Here is a 17,152-nt window from a genome sequence, read left to right as displayed (position 1 = left end):
GTTCGCCCTGAGCCTGTCGAAGGGCCTGTCCTGAGCCTGTCGAAGGGCTCCCCGGCTTCGACAAGCTCAGCCCGAACGGGGCCGTGCCTACTCCTTCCCCCGAAAGCCCGCATGCGCACCGCGCCTGACATCCTGATCTCCCTCGCCGCCTTTGGCGCGGCCGAAGTGCGCCGCCATGGCCAGCGCTATTTCACCCAACTGGCGCAGCAGGCCGGCGCCGATGGCGTGGAGGTGCGCGGCGAGCTGCTGGTCGATGCCGCGGCCGAGCTGCCCGCGCTGCGCGCCAGCGGCCATGTGCGCGTCTACTCCAGCCCCGAAGGCCTGTGGCGTGCCGACGGTCAGTTGGACGGCGCGGCGCTGCAACGCGCGCTGGACACGGCCCAGCAGTTGGGCGCGCCACGGCTCAAGATGTCCATCGGCGGCTTCGCCAGCGCCACCGGCCTGCCCGAGCTGCGCAGCCGCCTGGCCGACAGCCCCGTCGAGCTGCTGATCGAAAACGACCAGACCACCAGCGCCGGCACGCTCGACGCGCTGCAGCGCTTCTTTGCCGCGGCCGACGCCGCCGGCCTGGCCCTGCCCATGACCTTTGACATGGGCAACTGGCACTACCTGGGCGAATGCCCGCTGCAGGCTGCTGCCGCCTTCGCGCCGCGCGTGGGCTATGTGCATTGCAAGGGCGTGCAGCGCCGGCCCGACAAATGGGTGGCGGTGCCGCTGGCGGAATCCGCCGCGCCCTGGCGCGCGGTGCTGCGCGCCCTGCCCGCCGGCCTGCCCTGGGCCATCGAATACCCGCTGATCGGTGACGAGCTGCAAGCCGTCACCCGGCATGAAATTGAGCAACTGCGCGCCATCGCCGCCGCACACAAGGAAACCGCATGACGCATAGCCTGGACATCGCCGTGTTTGGCGAGGCCATGATGATGTTCGTGGCCGCCGAGCCCGGCCCGCTGGAGCAGGTCGAGACCTTTCACCGCCGCATGGCCGGCGCCGAGATCAATGTGGCCATCGGCCTAGCGCGCCTGGGCCTGCGCGTGGGCTGGGCCAGCCGGCTGGGCGCCGACTCCATGGGCCGCTACCTGCTGGCCGCGCTGCAGCAAGAGGGCGTGGACTGCGCCAAGGTCGTGCGCGACCCGGCGCAGCGCACCGGCTTTCTGTTCAAGGGCCGCGTGGATGACGGCAGCGACCCGGCCATCGAATACCACCGCAAGGGCTCGGCCACCAGCCTGATGGGCCCGGACGACGTAGACACCACCTGGCTTGCCGGCGCGCGCCACCTGCATGCCACCGGCGTGTTTGCGGCCATCTCGCCCAGCACTCTGCAAGCCGCACACCGCTGCCTGGACGTGGCACGCGCCGCCGGCCGCAGCATCAGCTTCGACCCCAACCTGCGGCCCACGCTGTGGGCCTCGACCGAAGTCATGCGCACCGAGATCAACCGCCTGGCCGCCAAGGCCCAGACGGTGCTGCCCGGCCTGGAAGAAGGCCACCTGCTGACCGGCGAAAGCACACCCGAAGGCGTGGCCCGCTTCTACCGCGCGGCCGGCGCGCAGTTGGTGGTCGTCAAGCTCGGGCCTGAGGGCGCCTATTACGACGACGCCAGCGCCGGCACCGGCTACGTGCCCGGCTTTGCGGTAGAGCGCGTGGTGGACACGGTAGGCGCCGGCGACGGCTTTGCCGTGGGCGTCATCAGCGCCCTGCTGGAAGGCCGCAGCGTGCCAGACGCCGTGCGGCGCGGCAGTTGGATAGGCGCGCGCCAGGTGCAGGTCATGGGCGACTCCGAAGGCCTGCCCACCCGCGCCGAACTGCTGGAAGCCGGCCTGTGAGCAGCACGGCCGCACGCCAGCAGGTGCTGGTCTTTCGCGAGCTGCCGGCCGACCAGCTGGCGCTGCTGCAGGCCGCACACGATGTGACCGTGGCCAACCCGCGCAACGCCGCGCAAAAGGCCGCCTTCGACGCCGCGCTGCCGCAAGCGCAGGGCCTGATCGGCTCCAGTTACCCCATAGACGCCGCCGTGCTGGCGCGCGCGCCGCAATTGCGGGTGGTGTCCAGCATCTCGGTCGGTGTGGACAACTACGACCTGGCCGCGCTGCGGGCGCGCGGCATTCTGTTGTGCCACACGCCCGGCGTGCTGACCGAGACCACCGCCGACACCATTTTTGCGCTGCTGATGGCCACCAGCCGCCGCGTGGTCGAGCTGGCCAACCTGGTGCGCGACGGCCGCTGGACGCAGAACATAGGCCCGGACCTGTTCGGCACCGACGTGCACGGCAAGACCCTGGGCCTGCTCGGCTTTGGCCGCATTGGCCAGGCCGTGGCGCGACGTGCCGCGTTGGGCTTTGGCATGCCGGTGCTCTACCACGCGCGCAAGCCGGTGGACTTGCAGCAGCACGCACCCGAGCTGGCCGGCCGCGCACAGCACACCGCGCTGGATACCTTGCTGGCCCAATCCGACATCGTCGTCGCCGCCCTGCCGCTATCGCCCGAGACACGCGGCCTGATGGGCGCGCGCGAATTCGCGCTGATGAAGCCCGGCGCCATCTTCATCAACGGCGGCCGTGGCGCCACCGTCGATGAAGCCGCCCTGCTGCAGGCACTGGACCACGGCCCCCTGCGCGCCGCCGGCCTGGACGTGTTCGCCACCGAGCCGCTGCCGCTGGATTCACCGCTGCGCACGCACCCCAAGCTCACCGCCCTGCCCCACATAGGCTCGGCCACGCACGAGACGCGGCATGCGATGGCGGCGATGGCTACGCGCAACCTGCTGCAGGCGCTGGCGGGGGAGCGGCCGGAGGCGGTGTACGACACACGCACGGCTTAAGAAGCATCCCTTTCGAGGTCTTTGAGATATCCCTGCGCTGTGTGCCTTGCTGGCGGCGGGTGCCGGGAGTTCGCCCCGGCTCCGGAACTCAGCAAAACTACAGAACTACCGAACAGACCACAAGCCCTTGAAAGGGATTGGTTTGAGAAGCGGCTTGCACCGCGCCCTTGCAGCGCGACACAATGCGCCGGACCACCGCTCTTTCATTCGCACCATGAAAACACTCTCGCGCAAGGACTATGACCAGCAAATGGAGCCGCTGCAGATAGAGCTGGCCCACATGGCGCGCTGGGTGGCGGCCACCGGGCAGCGGGTGCTGGTGATCTTTGAGGGGCGGGACACGGCCGGCAAGGGCGGTGCGATCGGCGCGGTGTCGCAGCACCTGAACCCGCGCCAGTGCCGCGTGGTGGCGCTGCCCAAACCGACCGAGCGCGAGGGCACGCAGTGGTACTTCCAGCGCTACGTGACGCATCTGCCGGCGGCCGGCGAGATCGTGCTGTTTGACCGCAGCTGGTACAACCGCGCCGGCGTGGAGCGGGTCATGGGCTATGCCACCGAGGCGCAGGTGAAAGCTTTTTTGCGGCAGGTGCCGGTGTTCGAGCAGATGCTGGTGGACGACGGCATTCTGCTCTTCAAGTACTGGCTGGCGACCGACCAGGCGCAGCAGGAAGAGCGCTTTGCCGAGCGCCACAACGACCCGCTCAAGCGCTGGAAGCTCTCGCCCGTGGACCTGGAGGCGCGCAAGCTCTACGCCAACTACACCAGCGCGCGCGAAGCCATGCTGAAGGCCACGCACACCCGCCATGCGCCCTGGACGCTGCTGGACTTCAATGACCAGCGGCAAGGTCGGCTGACGCTGGTCCGCGACCTGCTCAAGCGCATGCCCGATACCGAGGTGAAAGAGCCACTTCTTGCGCTGGAGCCGCTGCCCAAGAAGCCGCTGAAAGAGCGCTACGGCGTGCTCAAGCCGCTGAAGAATTGAGCTGTGGCAGCACTACAAAATAGATAGCTTGATGCCCAGGCATTTCCTGCATTTCAGGCACAAAACATGCTGAAGTTCAGGATATACACCGGCATCAAGCTCTATTTTTAATAGCACGCATTAGGGCTTCAATGCCACGCCGGCCGCGTCGGTCGGCTCCCAGAAGCCTTCGGCGCCAGTCTCGCGCAGGGCACGGTCGATGAAGCGGCGGTCTACCCAGGCGTCCACGTCAAAGCTCTGGCGGATGATGCCGATCTGCTTGGCGCCGGCCACCACTTCCTTGTAGCGGGCGACCAGGCCGTCGTCGATCAGCGGCGAGTAGCGCGCCTTGATCGAGGTGCCCTCGAACTCGCTGCGGAAGATCGCCAAGGGCAGGCCGCTGGCGCGCACAAAGTCGTCATACAGCGCGGCGCGCTGGCTGTCGTCCGAGGCAGTGCGTGCCTGCTGCACCACCACCTTCAGCACGCGCACCAGCGCATCGGGGTACTGGTCGATGAAGTCCTGCGTGGCGATCAGGCCGGACTGGATGCTGAAGCGCGCCGGCTTGCCCCGGGTGCTGACCGGGATCAGGGCCGTGCCGTTTTCCTTGAGCAGGTTCAGGTCGGTGCCGCCGAAGGTGGCATCTATGTCTTTCGACACCAGCGCTGCCTTGGAGGTGGGCCAGTCGAGGTTGACAAAGCGCACGTCTTTTTCGCCCAGCCCAGCCTCTTCCAGCAAGCGGTTGAAGGGCAACTGGTAAGCGGTGCCGCGCAGCACGGCCACGCGTTTGCCCTTCAAATCCTTGAAGCTCTGGATGCCGGACCCTTGCGTGGTCGCCAGGTAGCTGTTGGTGCCGCGCGCGGCGCCCGCCACCAGCCGGGTCTTCAGGCCATTGGCGCGGCCGATGACGCCGGCCAGGTCGCCCAGGTAGACGATGTCGAGCTGCTTGGTGGTCAGGCCTTCGTTGATGGCCGGGCCGGCGCCCTTGAAGAACTTCCACTCGATCTTCACGCCGTCCTTGGCAAACTCTTCTTCCAGCGCCTTGCGCGCATAGACCAGCGACAGCGGCTGCGCGCCGGCAAAGGAATGACCGCTGCTGCCCTGCTCGGGCGCGGCCAGGCGGATCACCTGCGGCAGGCCGGCGGCCAGGGCGGGCACGGCGGTGAAAAGGGCCAGCGCGACGGCCCACAAACGCTGCTTCATGCCGGCACCCGGTCCGCGATGGCCGCAGGCTGTGCAGTCAATGCCTTGCTGCGCTGGCCGTCCACGCCCACCGGCACATCGCCGCTGACGGTAACGCGGCGCACCACGCGGTGCGCGTCGCCGTAGTCGTTGATGGCGTAGTGCTGGGTGGCGCGGTTGTCCCAGATGGCGACGTCGCCCTGCGCCCAGCTCCAGCGCACGGTGTGCTCCAGGCGCAGGATGTGGGCGGTGAGCACTTCGATGATGCGCTGCGAATCATGTGACGAGTAGCCCACCAGCTTCTTCGCGAAGTGGCCCAGCAGCAGCGTGCGCTCGCCGGTCTCGGGGTGCACGCGCACCACCGGGTGCTCGGCCTCGAACAGGGTAGAGGTGAAGACCTTGCGGTACTTCTCACGGCCCTCAGTCTGCGCGCCGGCCTCGTCGCCAGAGCGCTGGGCGGCGTAGTCGTAGTCATTGCCATGCACGGCGCGCAGCGACTCGGCCAGCGTCTTCAGCGGCGCGGGCAGGCTGTCGTAGCCGGCGGCGGTGTTGGCCCAGACGGTGTCGCCGCCGAGGGGCGGTATCACCACCGCGCGCAGCACGCCGACCTGCGGCGGCGCCACTTCAAAGGTGACATCGGTGTGCCAGGAGTTGGCGCGGCCGCCGTGGCGCGAATCCAGCTCCAGCAGGGTGCGGCCGTCGGGCGAAGGCACGGTGGGATGCGGCTCGATCGCGCCCCACAGGCGGCCAAAGGCCTCGTGCTCGGCATCGTCCAGATGCTGCTGGCCGCGAAAGAACAGCACCTTGTGCTGCAGCAGCGCGGCTTTGACGGCGGCAAAGGTCTCGGGCGCCAGGCTGCCGGAGAGGCGCAGGCCGCGCACCTCGGCGCCAATACGGCCGGCCAGTTGGCGGATGTCGAGGACCGCATCAGATGCGGTGGCGGCGGAAGAAGACAGGACAGCGCTCATGGGATATCTCCTGGTGGGGAACGGTCAGATGGCGAAATGCCAGTCGCTCGCGCGGCGGGTGGCGGCAGGTGGTTTGGGCGGCGGCTCGATGGCCTGCTGCTCCAGGCCGGCGAACTCGCGCAGCACGCCTTCCTTGGCCTGCGCAAAGGCGGCGCCGGCGCGGTCGCGCGGGTGCGCCAGCTCCACCGGCACGATGCGGCGGATGCGGCCCGGGCGCGGCTCCATCACCACCACCTTGTCGCCCAGGTAGACCGCTTCTTCCACGTCGTGGGTGACCAGGATCATGGTGATGCCCTCGGCCTGCCAGATGCGGTGCAGCTCTTGCTGCAGATGGGCGCGGGTCATGGCGTCGAGCGCGCCAAAGGGTTCATCCAGCAGCAATATCTCTGGCCGGTTGACCAGCGCGCGCGCAATCGCCACGCGCTGCGACATGCCGCCCGACAGCTGATACGGGTGCGCCTTCTCGAAGCCCTGCAGGCCCACCAGCTCGATGTGCCGCTGCACCGAGCGCTGCTTTTCAGCAGCGGGCAGTGGCGCGTTGAGCAGGCCCAGCGCAATGTTCTGCTCCACCGTAAGCCAGGGGAACAGGCGGTGCTCCTGGAACACGATGCCGCGCTCCAGGCTGGTGCCGACGATGCGCCGGCCGTCCAGCAGGATCTCGCCCTGGTAGTCCTGGTCCAGCCCGATCACCAGCCGCAACAAGGTGGACTTGCCGCAGCCGCTGGAGCCGACGATGCTGACGAACTCACCCGGCGCAATCGACAGCGTGATGTCAGAGAGCACGGGCAGCGCCTGGCCTTCGACCTCATAGGTTTTGTGGACGTTGCGCAGTGACAAAGTGCCGGCGTGTGCCATGGTCAAAGATTCCTAATTGAATTGGGCAACGCTGCGGCCGCGCCAGGCGAGCAGGCGTTTTTCGAGCTGCGTGGCAAGCCAGTTGAGGCTGAAGCCCACCAGCCCGACCACGATCACGCCGAACAGCACCAGGTCCATCCAGAAGTGCTCGCGGCCATCGATCATGGTGTTGCCTATGCCCTTGCCCGACACCAGCAGGTACTCCGCGCCCAGCGTGGCCAGCCAGGCGTAAATCAGCGCCAGGTGCACGCCCGCGAAGATCGAGGGCGAGGCCGCAGGCAGCACCACGCGGGTGAGCAGTTGCCAGCGCGAGAAGGCAAACACCCGCGCCACCTCCAGCGACTCGCGCGGCACGCTGCGTATGCCCTCGAAGGTGTTGAGCACCATGGGGAAGAAGGCCGCCAGCGACAAGAACACCACCTTGGCCATGTCGCCCAGGCCAAACCAGACCGAGATCAGCGGAATCCACGCAAACAGCGAAATCTGCTTGAGCGTGTGAAAGCTCGGCCCCACCAGCGCCTCGAACAAGCGCGACAGCCCCAGGGCAATGCCAAACAGCAGCCCCAGCGAAGCGCCCAGCACAAAGCCCGCCAGGTTGCGCCACAGGCTTGCGCCCAGCGCCACCCACAGCTCACCGCTCTCAGCCTGCGCCACCGCCGTCTGCCAGACCTTGGCCGGCGCCACCAGCAGCGGCGAGGTCGACCAGCCAAAGCGCACCGCCGCCCACCACAGCAGCAACAGCAGTGCCGGCAGCACCCAGCCGCGCAGGACACGCGGCACACCCAAACGCCGCGCGGGCGCATCGGCCGGCGCCGCAGTCAGCGTGCCGGCTTCAAGCGATACCGCCGTGGCAGCTGCCTGCAAGGGGTCAGGGATGTGGATGCTCATGGGCAGCTCCAGGAAAACGCATGGCCGGCAGCGCCCGAACCACAAGGAGGCACAAGGCCGCGGAGCAGGCCATGCCAGAACATCCGCGGAACCGGCTCAGCCGGGCCGCTGGATGTGCCCCCTCGAAGGGGGTTGGCGTAGCGACACGCAGTGCGCGAAGACTGGGGGTGGGATGAGTCATTGCCGGCGCCAGCGCAGCAGCCAAGCCTCGGTCAGCGCCAAGAGTTTGTCGAGCGCAAAACCCACCGCGCCCACCACCACGACTGCCGCCATCACCACGTCCAGCTGAAACAGCTGACGGCCGTAAACGATCATGTAGCCCAGCCCCTCGGACGAGGCCAGGAGCTCGACCACCACCAGCGCCAGCCAGGCATGCGTGAGGCCGTAGCGGATGCCGTTCCAGATGGGGGCCAGCGCGGCCGGGAACACCACCTTTTGCAGCAGCTGCCGGCGGCTGAAGCCATACACCCGCGCCAGCTCTATGTACTGGGTGGGCACGTTCTGTATGCCCTTGTAGGTGTTGAGCGCAATCGGCACCGCGGCGGCCTTGGCGATCAGGATGATCTTCAGCGCCTCGTCAATGCCCACCAGCAGCATCAGCAGCGGCAGCCAGCCGAGCACCGGGATCTGGCTAAAGGCCTTGAAGGTGGGGTAGATGTAGTCCTTGACGCTGGCAGACAGCCCCATGGCCACGCCCAGCAGCAGCCCGACGCTGGCCCCCGCCACAAAGCCCCAGACCACGCGCCAGAAGCTCACCACCAGGTTGTCCCATAGCTCACCGCTCACCAGCAGATCACGGAAGGTGGCAGCCACCACATCCGGCGCCGGCAACACCTGCGGCGCCACCCATTCGTAGCGCGCGGCCAGCCACCACAGAGCCAGCAGCGCCAGCGGCACCGGCCAGGCCAGCAGCAGGCGCACGCCGCGCGACAGGCCAAGGCGGCGCGCCTTGGCCGGCACCGGTGGCCGCAGCGCAGCCGGCGCGACCAAGGTCGAAGTGAGTTCGGACATGGGGTCTCTTGTTGCGTGATGCGGGTGCAGGCAGTTCAGCCGGCCTGCCGGCCTTGCGCGTCGAAGCGCGGCCAGTAGTTCTCCAGGTGCTGCTCGCGCAGCGCGCGGTCCAGGTACTTGCGCTCTATCCAGGCATCCACGTCCACCGGGCGGCGCGTCAGGCGGAACTCCACCAGTTGCTGCGATGCGTCCTGGTAAAGGCCGGTGATCAGCGGGTCAAACAACGGCGACAGCCGCACCTTCAGCGGCTGGCCCAGCAGGTCTTCGCGCCAGGCCTCGTAGGGCGTGCCGCCTTTGCCCCACTGGCGCAGCAACTCTTCGCGGTGGGTCTCGTCCGAGCCCCAGCGCGCCGCGCGCACCAGCACGTTGACCACGCGCTGCACCAGCTCCGGGTGGGCGCGCTCGAAGGCCTCGGTCACCAGCACATGGTTCTGGCGGGTAAAGCGCGGCGAGTCGTCGCGGCTGCTGTAGAGGATGCGGGCCACGCCGGCATCGCGCAGCTTGAGCAGCTCCATGCCGCCAAAGGCGGCGTCGATGTCGCGCGTGGTGAGCGCGGCCTGCATGGAGGCGTAGTCGAGATTGATCGCGCGCAGGTCTTTCTCGGCCAGGCCATGCTCGGCCAGCAGCCGGTTGGTCGGCAACTGGCCGCTGGTGCCTTTGAACAAGGCCACGCGCTTGCCGCGCAGGTCGGCAATGGTGCGCAGCGGCGAATCCGGCGGCACCGCCACATAGAGGTTGTTGCGCGCACCAGAGGCCAGCAGCAGCCGCGTCTTCAGGCCGCCGGCCCGCGCGACGATGGCCGGCAGATCGCCCTGCGCGGCAAAGTCAAGCTGGCCGGTGGACAGCGACTCGTTGACGGCCGGGCCCGCACCGCGAAAGAAGTACCACTCGATGCGAATGCCATCGGCCTTGAACTCGTCCTCCAGCCAGCCCTTCCAGTGCGCAATGGCCACGGCATTGCCCGAGCTGACGGGCGGAGTGCCCACCGGCGCGGCAGAGAAGCCGATGCGGATCGCCTCGGGCCGGCCCTGGGCATGGGCCGGCGCCGTCCAGCTTGCGAGCAACAGGCCCAGCATTGCGGCCAGCGCCGTGGCCAGCAGTGCCATGGCGGCGTCGCGCCAGGCGCTGGGGGCGGAGGGTTCGGAGAAGGCCGTGCGCATGGTTCAGGCCGCCGCGCGCACCTGCGCCGCAAGGCTGTGGCGGTTGGCCGGGCGCTGCAAGCCCAGGTGCTCGCGCAAGGTATGGCCGCTGTACTCGGTGCGGAACAGGCCGCGCCGCTGCAGCTCGGGCACGACCAGGCGGGTGAAGTCGTCCAGGCCTTCGGGCAGCGTCGGTGGCATCACGTTGAAGCCGTCGGCCGCGCCTTCCTCGAACCACTGCTGCAACTGATCGGCAATGTGAGAAGCGGTGCCGTGGATGGACCAGTGGCCGCGCGCCGTGCCTATGCGCTGGTAGAGCTGGCGGATGCTCAGGCCTTCTTCGTAGGCCAGTTGCGTCACCAGGTGGAAGCGGCTCTTCGGGCCATTGGGCTCGGGCAGATTGCGCGGCAGCGGGCCATCGACCGGGTAGCCCGAAAAATCAAAGCCGCCGATCACGGTGGACAGCAGCGCCACGCCCACCTCGGGGTGGATCAGGTTCTCCAGCTGCTCGTGCTTCTCTTGCGCATGGGCCGCGCTCTCACCCACCACGGCAAACACGCCGGGCAGGATCTTCAGCTCGTCCGGGTGCCGGCCGTACTGCGCCAGCCGGCCCTTGATGCCGGCATAGAAGGCCTGGGCGCCGGCCAGCGACTGCTGGGCGGTAAAGATCACCTCGGCCGTCTGCGCGGCCAGGGCCTGGCCCGGCTCGGAGGCACCGGCCTGCACGACCACCGGCCGCCCCTGCGGCGAGCGCGCCACATTGAGCGGGCCGCGCACCTGAAAGTGCCGGCCACGGTGGTTGAGCACATGCACGGCCTTGGGGTCGTAGTAGCTGCCTTCTTCCTTGTCCTGCACAAAGGCGTCGTCTTCCCAGCTGTCCCACAGGCCGTTGACCACCTCGACGAACTCGCGGGCGCGGTCATAGCGCAGCGCATGCGCTGGATGGTGGTCGCGGTTGAAGTTGTGCGCCTCTGATTCGCTGGACGAGGTGACCACGTTCCAACCCGAGCGCCCGCCCGAGATGTGGTCCAGCGACGCGAACTTGCGCGCCACGTGGTAGGGCTCGTTGTAGGTGGTGGAAACGGTGGCGATCAGGCCGATGCGATCGGTGGCCGCAGCCAGCGCCGACAGCAGCGTGAGCGGCTCAAAGCTCGACACCCGCGCCGTGCGGTGCTGCGTGCCCGAGGCCGCATCGCGTATGCCCACGCTGTCGGCCAGGAACACTGCATCGAAGCGCGCGCGCTCGGCGCTCTGGGCAATGGCGCGGTACTGCGCAAAGCTCAGCGCCGCATCGCGCGGCACCGACGGATGGCGCCAGCCCGCCACGTGGTGGCCGGTGGCCATGAGGAAGGCGTTGAGGTGGATCTGGCGTTTTTCTTGGCTCATTTCAGTTCTCCATGGGGCTGCGCGCTACCCGCGGCGCATGAAACCGACTGGCGCAGAAGGCCGCGGAGCAGGCCACGCCAAGACATCCGCGGAACCGGCTCTGCCGGGCCGCTGGATGTGCCCCCTGCAAGGGGGTTGGCGAAGACACGAAGTGCGTAGCCTGGGGGTGTGCCAAGTCATGCTCCATCAATCTTGCCGTTGGCCTGGTAAATGGGCCAATAGGTTTCCAGCTTCAAATCGGCCAGCGCACTATTGAGAAAGCGCCGGTCTATCCAGCCGTCCACATCAAACTTGGCGCGGGTCAGCTTGAACTTGTAGGCCTGCTCGACCGAATCCTTGTAGCGCGCCACCAGGAAGGGATCGAACTGCGGGTTGAAGCGCACGCGCAGCGGCTCACCGGCGTAGTCCTCTTGCCAGACCGGCAGCGGAAAGCCGGTGCGTGCCCAGATGCGGAACACCTCGTCGCGGTTGCGCTCGTCCGATGCCCAGTGCGCGGTGCGCACCACGGCCTTGGCCAGGCGCGTGGTGGCCTCGGGGTAGCGCTGCGCAAAGGCCTCGGTCACCAGCACATGGCCCTGGCGCGTGAAGATGGGTGAATCGTTCTTGCTGGTGTAGACGATGCGGGCCGTGCCGTTGTCGCGCAGCGTGATCAGGTCCAGGCCGCCAAACACCGCGTCTATGTCCTTGGTGGCCAGCGCGGCTTTGCTTGCCGAGGTGTCGAGGTTGAGCGCGCGCAGATCGCGCTCGGCCAGGCCGTGGGCTTCGAGCAGGCGGTTGATCGGCAGTTGCGAATTGGTGCCCTTGAAGATCGCCACGCGCTTGCCGCGCAGGTCCTTCACGCTGCGGATGTCGGAGTCCGGCGGCACCGCCAGGTAGATATTGGTGCGTATGCCGGTGGCCAGGATCAGCCGGGTCTTGAGCCCGGCGGCACGCGCCACGATGGACGGCAGGTCGCCCTGGAAGGCGAAGTCGAGCTGCTGGGTGGTCAGGGCCTCGTTCACGGCCGGGCCCGCGCCCTTGAAGAAGTACCACTCGACCTTGGTGTTGTCCCGGGCGAACTCTTCTTCGATCCAGCCCTTGGCATGGGCGATGGAGATGGAACTGCTATGGAAGCCCGGCGGATTGCCAATGGCCGGCTGCGCCACGCCCAGGCGTATGGTCGCGGGCCGCTCCGGCGCCTGTGCGTACACGCCAGCACTCAGCCCCAAGGCTGCTGTGGCGGCAAGCGCCTGTCGTCGTGTCATGTCCATGGCCGGACTCCTGCGGGTTGGGCTGCGGACGAACTCGTCCTGCAGCGCAATGTCGCAGCCGGCGCAGGCTTTCCCAACGAAGGAATCAGCCTATGGTCGGATGGAAAGCGCATGTGCCGCAGCGCGGCGGCACATGGCTGGAGGTGGCGGGACTAGCCCAGCGCCGCCATCGGCTGGCCCAGCCGCACCGCGCCCGAGGGCGCCCAGGCCGCATCGAAACGCAGGCCCGCAGACTGCGGGAACAGCAGCACCACGGTCGAGCCCAGCAGGAAGCGGCCCATCTCCTGGCCCTTGGCGATGCGGATGTCCTGGTCGTCGTAGCGCCAGTTGCGCACCGTCTTGCTGCGTGGCGGGTTGACCATGCCGTGCCAGACCGTGGCCATGCTGCCGACCACGGTGGCGCCCACCAGCACCAGCACGAAGGGGCCGAAGTCGCTGGCAAATTCGCACACCACGCGCTCGTTGCGCGCGAACAGGCCCGGCACGCCGCGCGCGGTGGTCGGGTTGACCGAGAACAGCGCGCCCGGCACATAGGTCATGCTCAGCAGCCGGCCGTCGCAGGGCATGTGGATGCGGTGGTAGTCGCGCGGGCTCAGGTAGACCGTGGCAAAGCTGCCCTGCGCGAACTGCGCGGCCAGCGCCGCGTCGCCGCCCACCAGCGCGGTGGTGGAGTAGCGGTGGCCCTTGGCCTGGAAGATCTGGTCGCCCTCGATCGCGCCAAACTGGCTGATGGCGCCGTCCACCGGGCAGACCAGCGCGGCATCGGCAATGGGGCGCGCGCCGGGCTTGAGGGCGCGCGTGAAGAACTCGTTGAAGGTGGCGTAGCGCGTGATGTCGGGCTCGGCCGCCTCGTCCATGTTGACGCCGTATTTGCCGACAAACCAGCGGATCAGCCCGGTGGTGGTGCTGCCACGGCGCTTGGAGGCGACCCAGCCGGCGAAATCGGTCAGGCCGCGCTTGGGCAGGGCATATTGCGGCAGGACTTTCCAGCGATCGGACATGGGCGCGTTGTATTGGTGTGGGGAGGCGAAGCCCCGCATTCTAGGGACGCGCCGCGCCGCATCACCGGCACACCAGACTCAGCGCTGGCCATGGCCTCCGCCATGGCCGCCGCGCCCGCCTCCGTCATGCCGATCTCCGCCGTGCCGGCCGCCGTCATGCCCACCGCCACCGTGGCCGCCGCCCTGCCCGCCGCCAGGACGCGGGCCACCGCCGGGATGGCCGCCCCCTGGGCGCTGGCCGCCGCCGGGCCGGTCCCAGCCGCCATGGGGCCGGTCTGGACGGTTCCAGCCCGGGCCGCCACCGCCCATGTGCGGCGGGCGGCCTGGCGGGTGCCAGTTGTGCTGCGGAGGCGGCGGACGGCGGCCGCCCCAGTAGCGCGGCTCGCCATACCAGGGCCGGTCACGGTAGTAAGAGCCCCAGTAGCTGCCCAGCGCAAAGGTCACCAGCGGGATGCCGATGGTGGCGCCATAGCCGGCCAACGGCACCGGCCGGCCTTGGTACGGGTAAGACAGGCTTTGCGCATAGACCCAGCCGCGCAGGCCGTCAGGCAGCACCACGTCGCACCACTGGTAGCCGGCGACGCAGCCCTGCACGTTGAGCGATGTGCTGGGCGCGAGCTGCACCACCACGGGGTAGCTGGCGCCCGGCCCGGCGCGCAGGTTGACGCCGGTGTTGGTATAGGCCTGCTGCGCCTGGGCTGCCGCTGGCAATAGCAGCGCGGCCAGGGCCAGGCGAGCGATGGAGGAATGGTGCATGGCGGGCTCCTGGCCTCCTGATGCGGGGGCCTGTTGTTCAACGTTAGGTCTGGTCGCGCCGCGTCTGCGTCGGACAAGACCGCTTTTGCGCGCCTGCCGGCGCACGCAAAGGGAAGCTCAGATAGGGTACAGCAGCGCCCGCGCGGGCAAGGCAGACACCGCGCCGCGAATGGCGCCGATGTGGTCCGGCGTGGTGCCGCAACAGCCGCCGACGATGTTCACCAGGCCTTCGGCTGCGAATTCATGCAGCAGGCGCGCGGTGACGTCAGGCGTTTCGTCAAAGCCGGTGTCGCTCATGGGGTTGGGCAGGCCGGCGTTGGGATAGCAGCAGATGTAGGTGTCGCCCGCAACCCGCGCCAGCTCCTGGATATAGGGCCGCATCAGCGCCGCGCCCAGCGCGCAGTTCAGGCCGATGGCCAGCGGCCGCGCATGGCGCACGCTGTGCCAGAAGGCGGTCACGGTCTGGCCGCTCAGGATGCGGCCGGAGGCGTCGGTGACGGTGCCGCTGATGATGAGGGGCAGGCGCTCGCCGCTGTTCTCGAAGAATTCATCCACCGCGAACAGCGCCGCCTTGGCGTTGAGGGTGTCGAAGATGGTCTCGACCAGGATCAGGTCGGCGCCGCCCTCCACCAGGGCCTCGGTCTGCTCGTAGTAGGCGGCGCGCAGCTGCTCGAAGTCGACATTGCGCGCGCCCGGGTCGTTCACGTCGGGGCTGATGCTGGCGGTCTTGGGCGTCGGGCCCAGGGCGCCGGCGACGAAGCGCGGGCGGTCCGGCGTGCTGAACTTGTCGCAGGCGGCGCGCGCAATGCGGGCCGACTCGAGGTTCATCTCGCGCGCCAGGTGCGCCATCTCGTAGTCGTCCTGGGCCACGGTGGTGGCGCCAAAGGTGTTGGTCTCGACCAGGTCGGCACCGGCCGCCAGGTAGCCTTCGTGGATGTCGCGGATCACGTCCGGGCGGCTGAGCGACAGCAGCTCGTTGTTGCCCTTGACGTCCTTGTGGAAGTCCTTGAAGCGCTCGCCGCGGTACTGCGCCTCGTTGAGCTTGAAGCGCTGGATCATGGTGCCCATGGCGCCGTCGAGGATGGCAATGCGCTCGGCAAGGATGGCGGGCAGCTGTGCGCCGCGGGTGTAGGACGGGGAAGGCATCCCGGGATTGTAGGAAGGCCGGCCTACCCGGGCTCGCGGCGGGGGCGTTGGCGCCCGCTAGCGGCCCCGCATCACAACTATCAAATAGATAGCTATATGCCCAGGCCCCACCTGGGAAAAATGCACTTTTTCCTAAAAATTCCTAAGCCATCAACTGCGGCAGCAGCGCCGGCAGCTCTTGCAGCCGCCGCAAGGGCAGGCAGGCTCCCGCCCCAAAGCTGCTGGCCATGGCCGCAGGCACACGGGCGCTTGCCGTGCCCAGCAACAGGCAGCGCGCGGCCACGCCTTGGCGCTGGGACTCTTGCACGGCGCGGCGCAGGTCGGCGCGCAGGTAGGCGGGGTCGTGCACGTCGATGTCGTGCGGCTCGCCGTCGGTCAGCAGCAGCACGCGGGGCTGCAGGCCCGTGAGTGAGGGCGCGGCCATGTGGGCGCTGGCGTGGCGCAGCACGGCGCCCAGGCGGGTCGAGCCGCCGGGCTGGAGCGACTGCAGGCGGCCCGCCACGGCCGGGGCGCGCGCGGCTTCGTGCCAGTGCTTGAGCTGCTGCAGCTCGACCCGCTGCCGGCCCCGCGAGGAAAAAGCCATGAGCGCCGAGCGGTGGCCTGCGTCCTCCAGCGCCGCCACGCAGGCCCAGGCCGCGTGGCGCAGGCGCTCGAGCAAGGGCAGGCCATCAGCCTGCAGATCGGCGGTGGAGGCCGAGGCGTCCAGCAGCACCAGCACCGCAAGCGCTGCCGGTGGCCGCAGCGCCTGGCGGTAGACGCGCGCATCGATGGGCTGGCGCAGGCGCTGCTGCACCCGTGCCTCTACCAATGCGGCAGGGTGAAAGTCATCGCCCCAGGCGGCGCGGCCTGCGGCGTGCGGTGCCTGGGCTTGCGCCCATCGGCGCGGGGGCGGCCAAGTGGCAACAGCCGCATCGGCCACCGGCGCCTCGCGCTCGAACACCTGGCACCAGCCGCTGCGGTAGCGGCGAATGCGGTGGTCCCACTCGGCATAGACCGTGGGCGTGCCGGCGCTGCCCGCGAGCTGGGTCGCCTCCACCGTGCCGGCGCTGCTGGGTGCGGCCGATTGGGGCGGGGATTCAGAGGGCGCATCGCTCTCTACCGGCTCGGCGCGCGCGCTGCTGGCACTGCCTTCCAGCGGCGGGCCGGAGGGCGGCACGGCGGGGTCGGGCTCCCACAGCCAGTGGTTGTCGTCGCGGTAGGCGGCATGCACGCAGTAGCCGGGCGCATTGAAGGGCAGGCGCATCTGGCCGATGTCATGGCCCAGGCGCGAGGTGGCCTGGCGCACGTCGGCCAGGCTGCGCAGCGCCAGCGTGGCGCCGTCGCGCGCAAAGAACATGGCGCGGGCCTTGACCACCCAGGGGTGCGGATCGGTGTGCAGCGGGTCGAGCAGGCTGCGCGCCAGCCGGGCCAGCAGCGCTTCGAAGTGGTTGCCGCGCGCGGCCTGCGGCCCCTCATGAAAAGGCAGCCAGAGCGCGCGCAGGCCGGGCAGCTCTTGCAGCGCCAGCCATTCGACCCGCGCGTCTTCCAGCACGCCCAGCAGCGCCCACTGCAAGGGTTTAAGCCCGGCGCGCGGCAGCGGTGCGCTGCCAAAGCGCCAGTGCGCTGCGGCGTGGCTGGCAGCCGCCACGGTTATGGACGGTTGAGGTGGCAGATGCAGCACGCGCTCGTCTGGGACACGGCCCGACAGCACCGGGCGGGCACTGGCAAGGGCGTCGGCGTCAGTTGACAGCGGCAATGCGGCCAACCGCGCCGCGTCGCCCCAGAGCGCATGCAAGTAAGCCGAGCCCTGCG

General features: G+C 68.9%; 16 protein-coding genes. 4 read left to right on the top strand and 12 right to left on the bottom strand.

Translation table 11 applies throughout. The features are described from left to right. Nucleotides 1-111 precede the first annotated feature (111 nt). The 4 genes from AAFF27_01900 to ppk2 all read left to right on the top strand — a co-directional run bounded on the left by AAFF27_01900 (nt 112) and on the right by ppk2 (nt 3,800). Complete coding sequence (locus AAFF27_01900) at nt 112-879, top strand: TIM barrel protein (protein ID XAH23964.1); 768 nt, start codon at nt 112-114, stop codon at nt 877-879. Beyond that, nucleotides 876-1,823 carry a sugar kinase gene (locus AAFF27_01895; protein ID XAH23963.1) on the top strand — a complete coding sequence of 316 codons (948 nt, stop codon included), beginning with the start codon at nt 876-878 and terminating at the stop codon, nt 1,821-1,823. The genes AAFF27_01900 and AAFF27_01895 overlap by 4 nt, the downstream gene beginning before the upstream one ends. Then, nucleotides 1,820-2,818 carry a D-glycerate dehydrogenase gene (locus tag AAFF27_01890; protein ID XAH23962.1) on the top strand — a complete coding sequence of 333 codons (999 nt, stop codon included), beginning with the start codon at nt 1,820-1,822 and terminating at the stop codon, nt 2,816-2,818. The genes AAFF27_01895 and AAFF27_01890 overlap by 4 nt, the downstream gene beginning before the upstream one ends. A gap of 214 nt (nt 2,819-3,032) precedes the next feature. Beyond that, nucleotides 3,033-3,800 carry a polyphosphate kinase 2 gene (gene ppk2 / locus AAFF27_01885; protein XAH23961.1) on the top strand — a complete coding sequence of 256 codons (768 nt, stop codon included), beginning with the start codon at nt 3,033-3,035 and terminating at the stop codon, nt 3,798-3,800. A 120-nt stretch (nt 3,801-3,920) separates the two neighbouring features. Here the strand turns inward: ppk2 and AAFF27_01880 are convergent, their stop codons facing one another. From AAFF27_01880 to AAFF27_01825, 12 genes are all read right to left on the bottom strand, one after another. After that, nucleotides 3,921-4,982 carry an ABC transporter substrate-binding protein gene (locus AAFF27_01880; GenBank protein XAH23960.1) on the bottom strand — a complete coding sequence of 354 codons (1,062 nt, stop codon included), beginning with the start codon at nt 4,980-4,982 and terminating at the stop codon, nt 3,921-3,923. Then, nucleotides 4,979-5,929: a TauD/TfdA family dioxygenase gene (locus AAFF27_01875; protein ID XAH23959.1), complete on the bottom strand. Its 951-nt coding sequence runs from the start codon at nt 5,927-5,929 to the stop codon at nt 4,979-4,981. The genes AAFF27_01880 and AAFF27_01875 overlap by 4 nt, the downstream gene beginning before the upstream one ends. A 24-nt stretch (nt 5,930-5,953) precedes the next feature. Next, nucleotides 5,954-6,784: an ABC transporter ATP-binding protein gene (locus AAFF27_01870; GenBank protein ID XAH23958.1), complete on the bottom strand. Its 831-nt coding sequence runs from the start codon at nt 6,782-6,784 to the stop codon at nt 5,954-5,956. A gap of 12 nt (nt 6,785-6,796) precedes the next feature. Then, entirely contained in the window at nt 6,797-7,672 is an 876-nt protein-coding gene (locus AAFF27_01865) for an ABC transporter permease (protein XAH23957.1), read from the bottom strand. 177 nt (nt 7,673-7,849) lie between these two features. Further along, nucleotides 7,850-8,683 (bottom strand): ABC transporter permease, encoded by an 834-nt coding sequence (locus tag AAFF27_01860; protein ID XAH23956.1) that lies wholly within the window; start codon nt 8,681-8,683, stop codon nt 7,850-7,852. A 35-nt stretch (nt 8,684-8,718) separates the two neighbouring features. Then, entirely contained in the window at nt 8,719-9,843 is a 1,125-nt protein-coding gene (locus AAFF27_01855) for an ABC transporter substrate-binding protein (protein XAH23955.1), read from the bottom strand. 3 nt (nt 9,844-9,846) lie between these two features. Then, a complete protein-coding gene (locus AAFF27_01850) occupies nt 9,847-11,208 on the bottom strand; it encodes an LLM class flavin-dependent oxidoreductase (protein XAH23954.1) in 1,362 nt (453 codons plus the stop codon). A gap of 176 nt (nt 11,209-11,384) precedes the next feature. After that, nucleotides 11,385-12,458 carry an ABC transporter substrate-binding protein gene (locus AAFF27_01845; protein XAH23953.1) on the bottom strand — a complete coding sequence of 358 codons (1,074 nt, stop codon included), beginning with the start codon at nt 12,456-12,458 and terminating at the stop codon, nt 11,385-11,387. A gap of 152 nt (nt 12,459-12,610) precedes the next feature. Next, nucleotides 12,611-13,459 (bottom strand): archaetidylserine decarboxylase, encoded by an 849-nt coding sequence (gene asd, locus AAFF27_01840; protein ID XAH23952.1) that lies wholly within the window; start codon nt 13,457-13,459, stop codon nt 12,611-12,613. 78 nt (nt 13,460-13,537) lie between these two features. After that, entirely contained in the window at nt 13,538-14,215 is a 678-nt protein-coding gene (locus tag AAFF27_01835; GenBank protein ID XAH23951.1) for an SH3 domain-containing protein, read from the bottom strand. A 117-nt stretch (nt 14,216-14,332) separates the two neighbouring features. Further along, entirely contained in the window at nt 14,333-15,361 is a 1,029-nt protein-coding gene (locus AAFF27_01830; protein ID XAH23950.1) for a homocysteine S-methyltransferase family protein, read from the bottom strand. Nucleotides 15,362-15,503: 142 nt separating this feature from the next. Next, complete coding sequence (locus tag AAFF27_01825) at nt 15,504-17,135, bottom strand: VWA domain-containing protein (protein ID XAH23949.1); 1,632 nt, start codon at nt 17,133-17,135, stop codon at nt 15,504-15,506. Nucleotides 17,136-17,152 lie beyond the last annotated feature (17 nt).

Source organism: Xylophilus sp. GW821-FHT01B05, assembly GCA_038961845.1.
GTDB lineage: Bacteria > Pseudomonadota > Gammaproteobacteria > Burkholderiales > Burkholderiaceae_C > Xylophilus.
The sequence above is the reverse complement of the archived record's forward strand: the minus strand, read 5'-3'. Positions and strand labels throughout refer to the sequence as shown.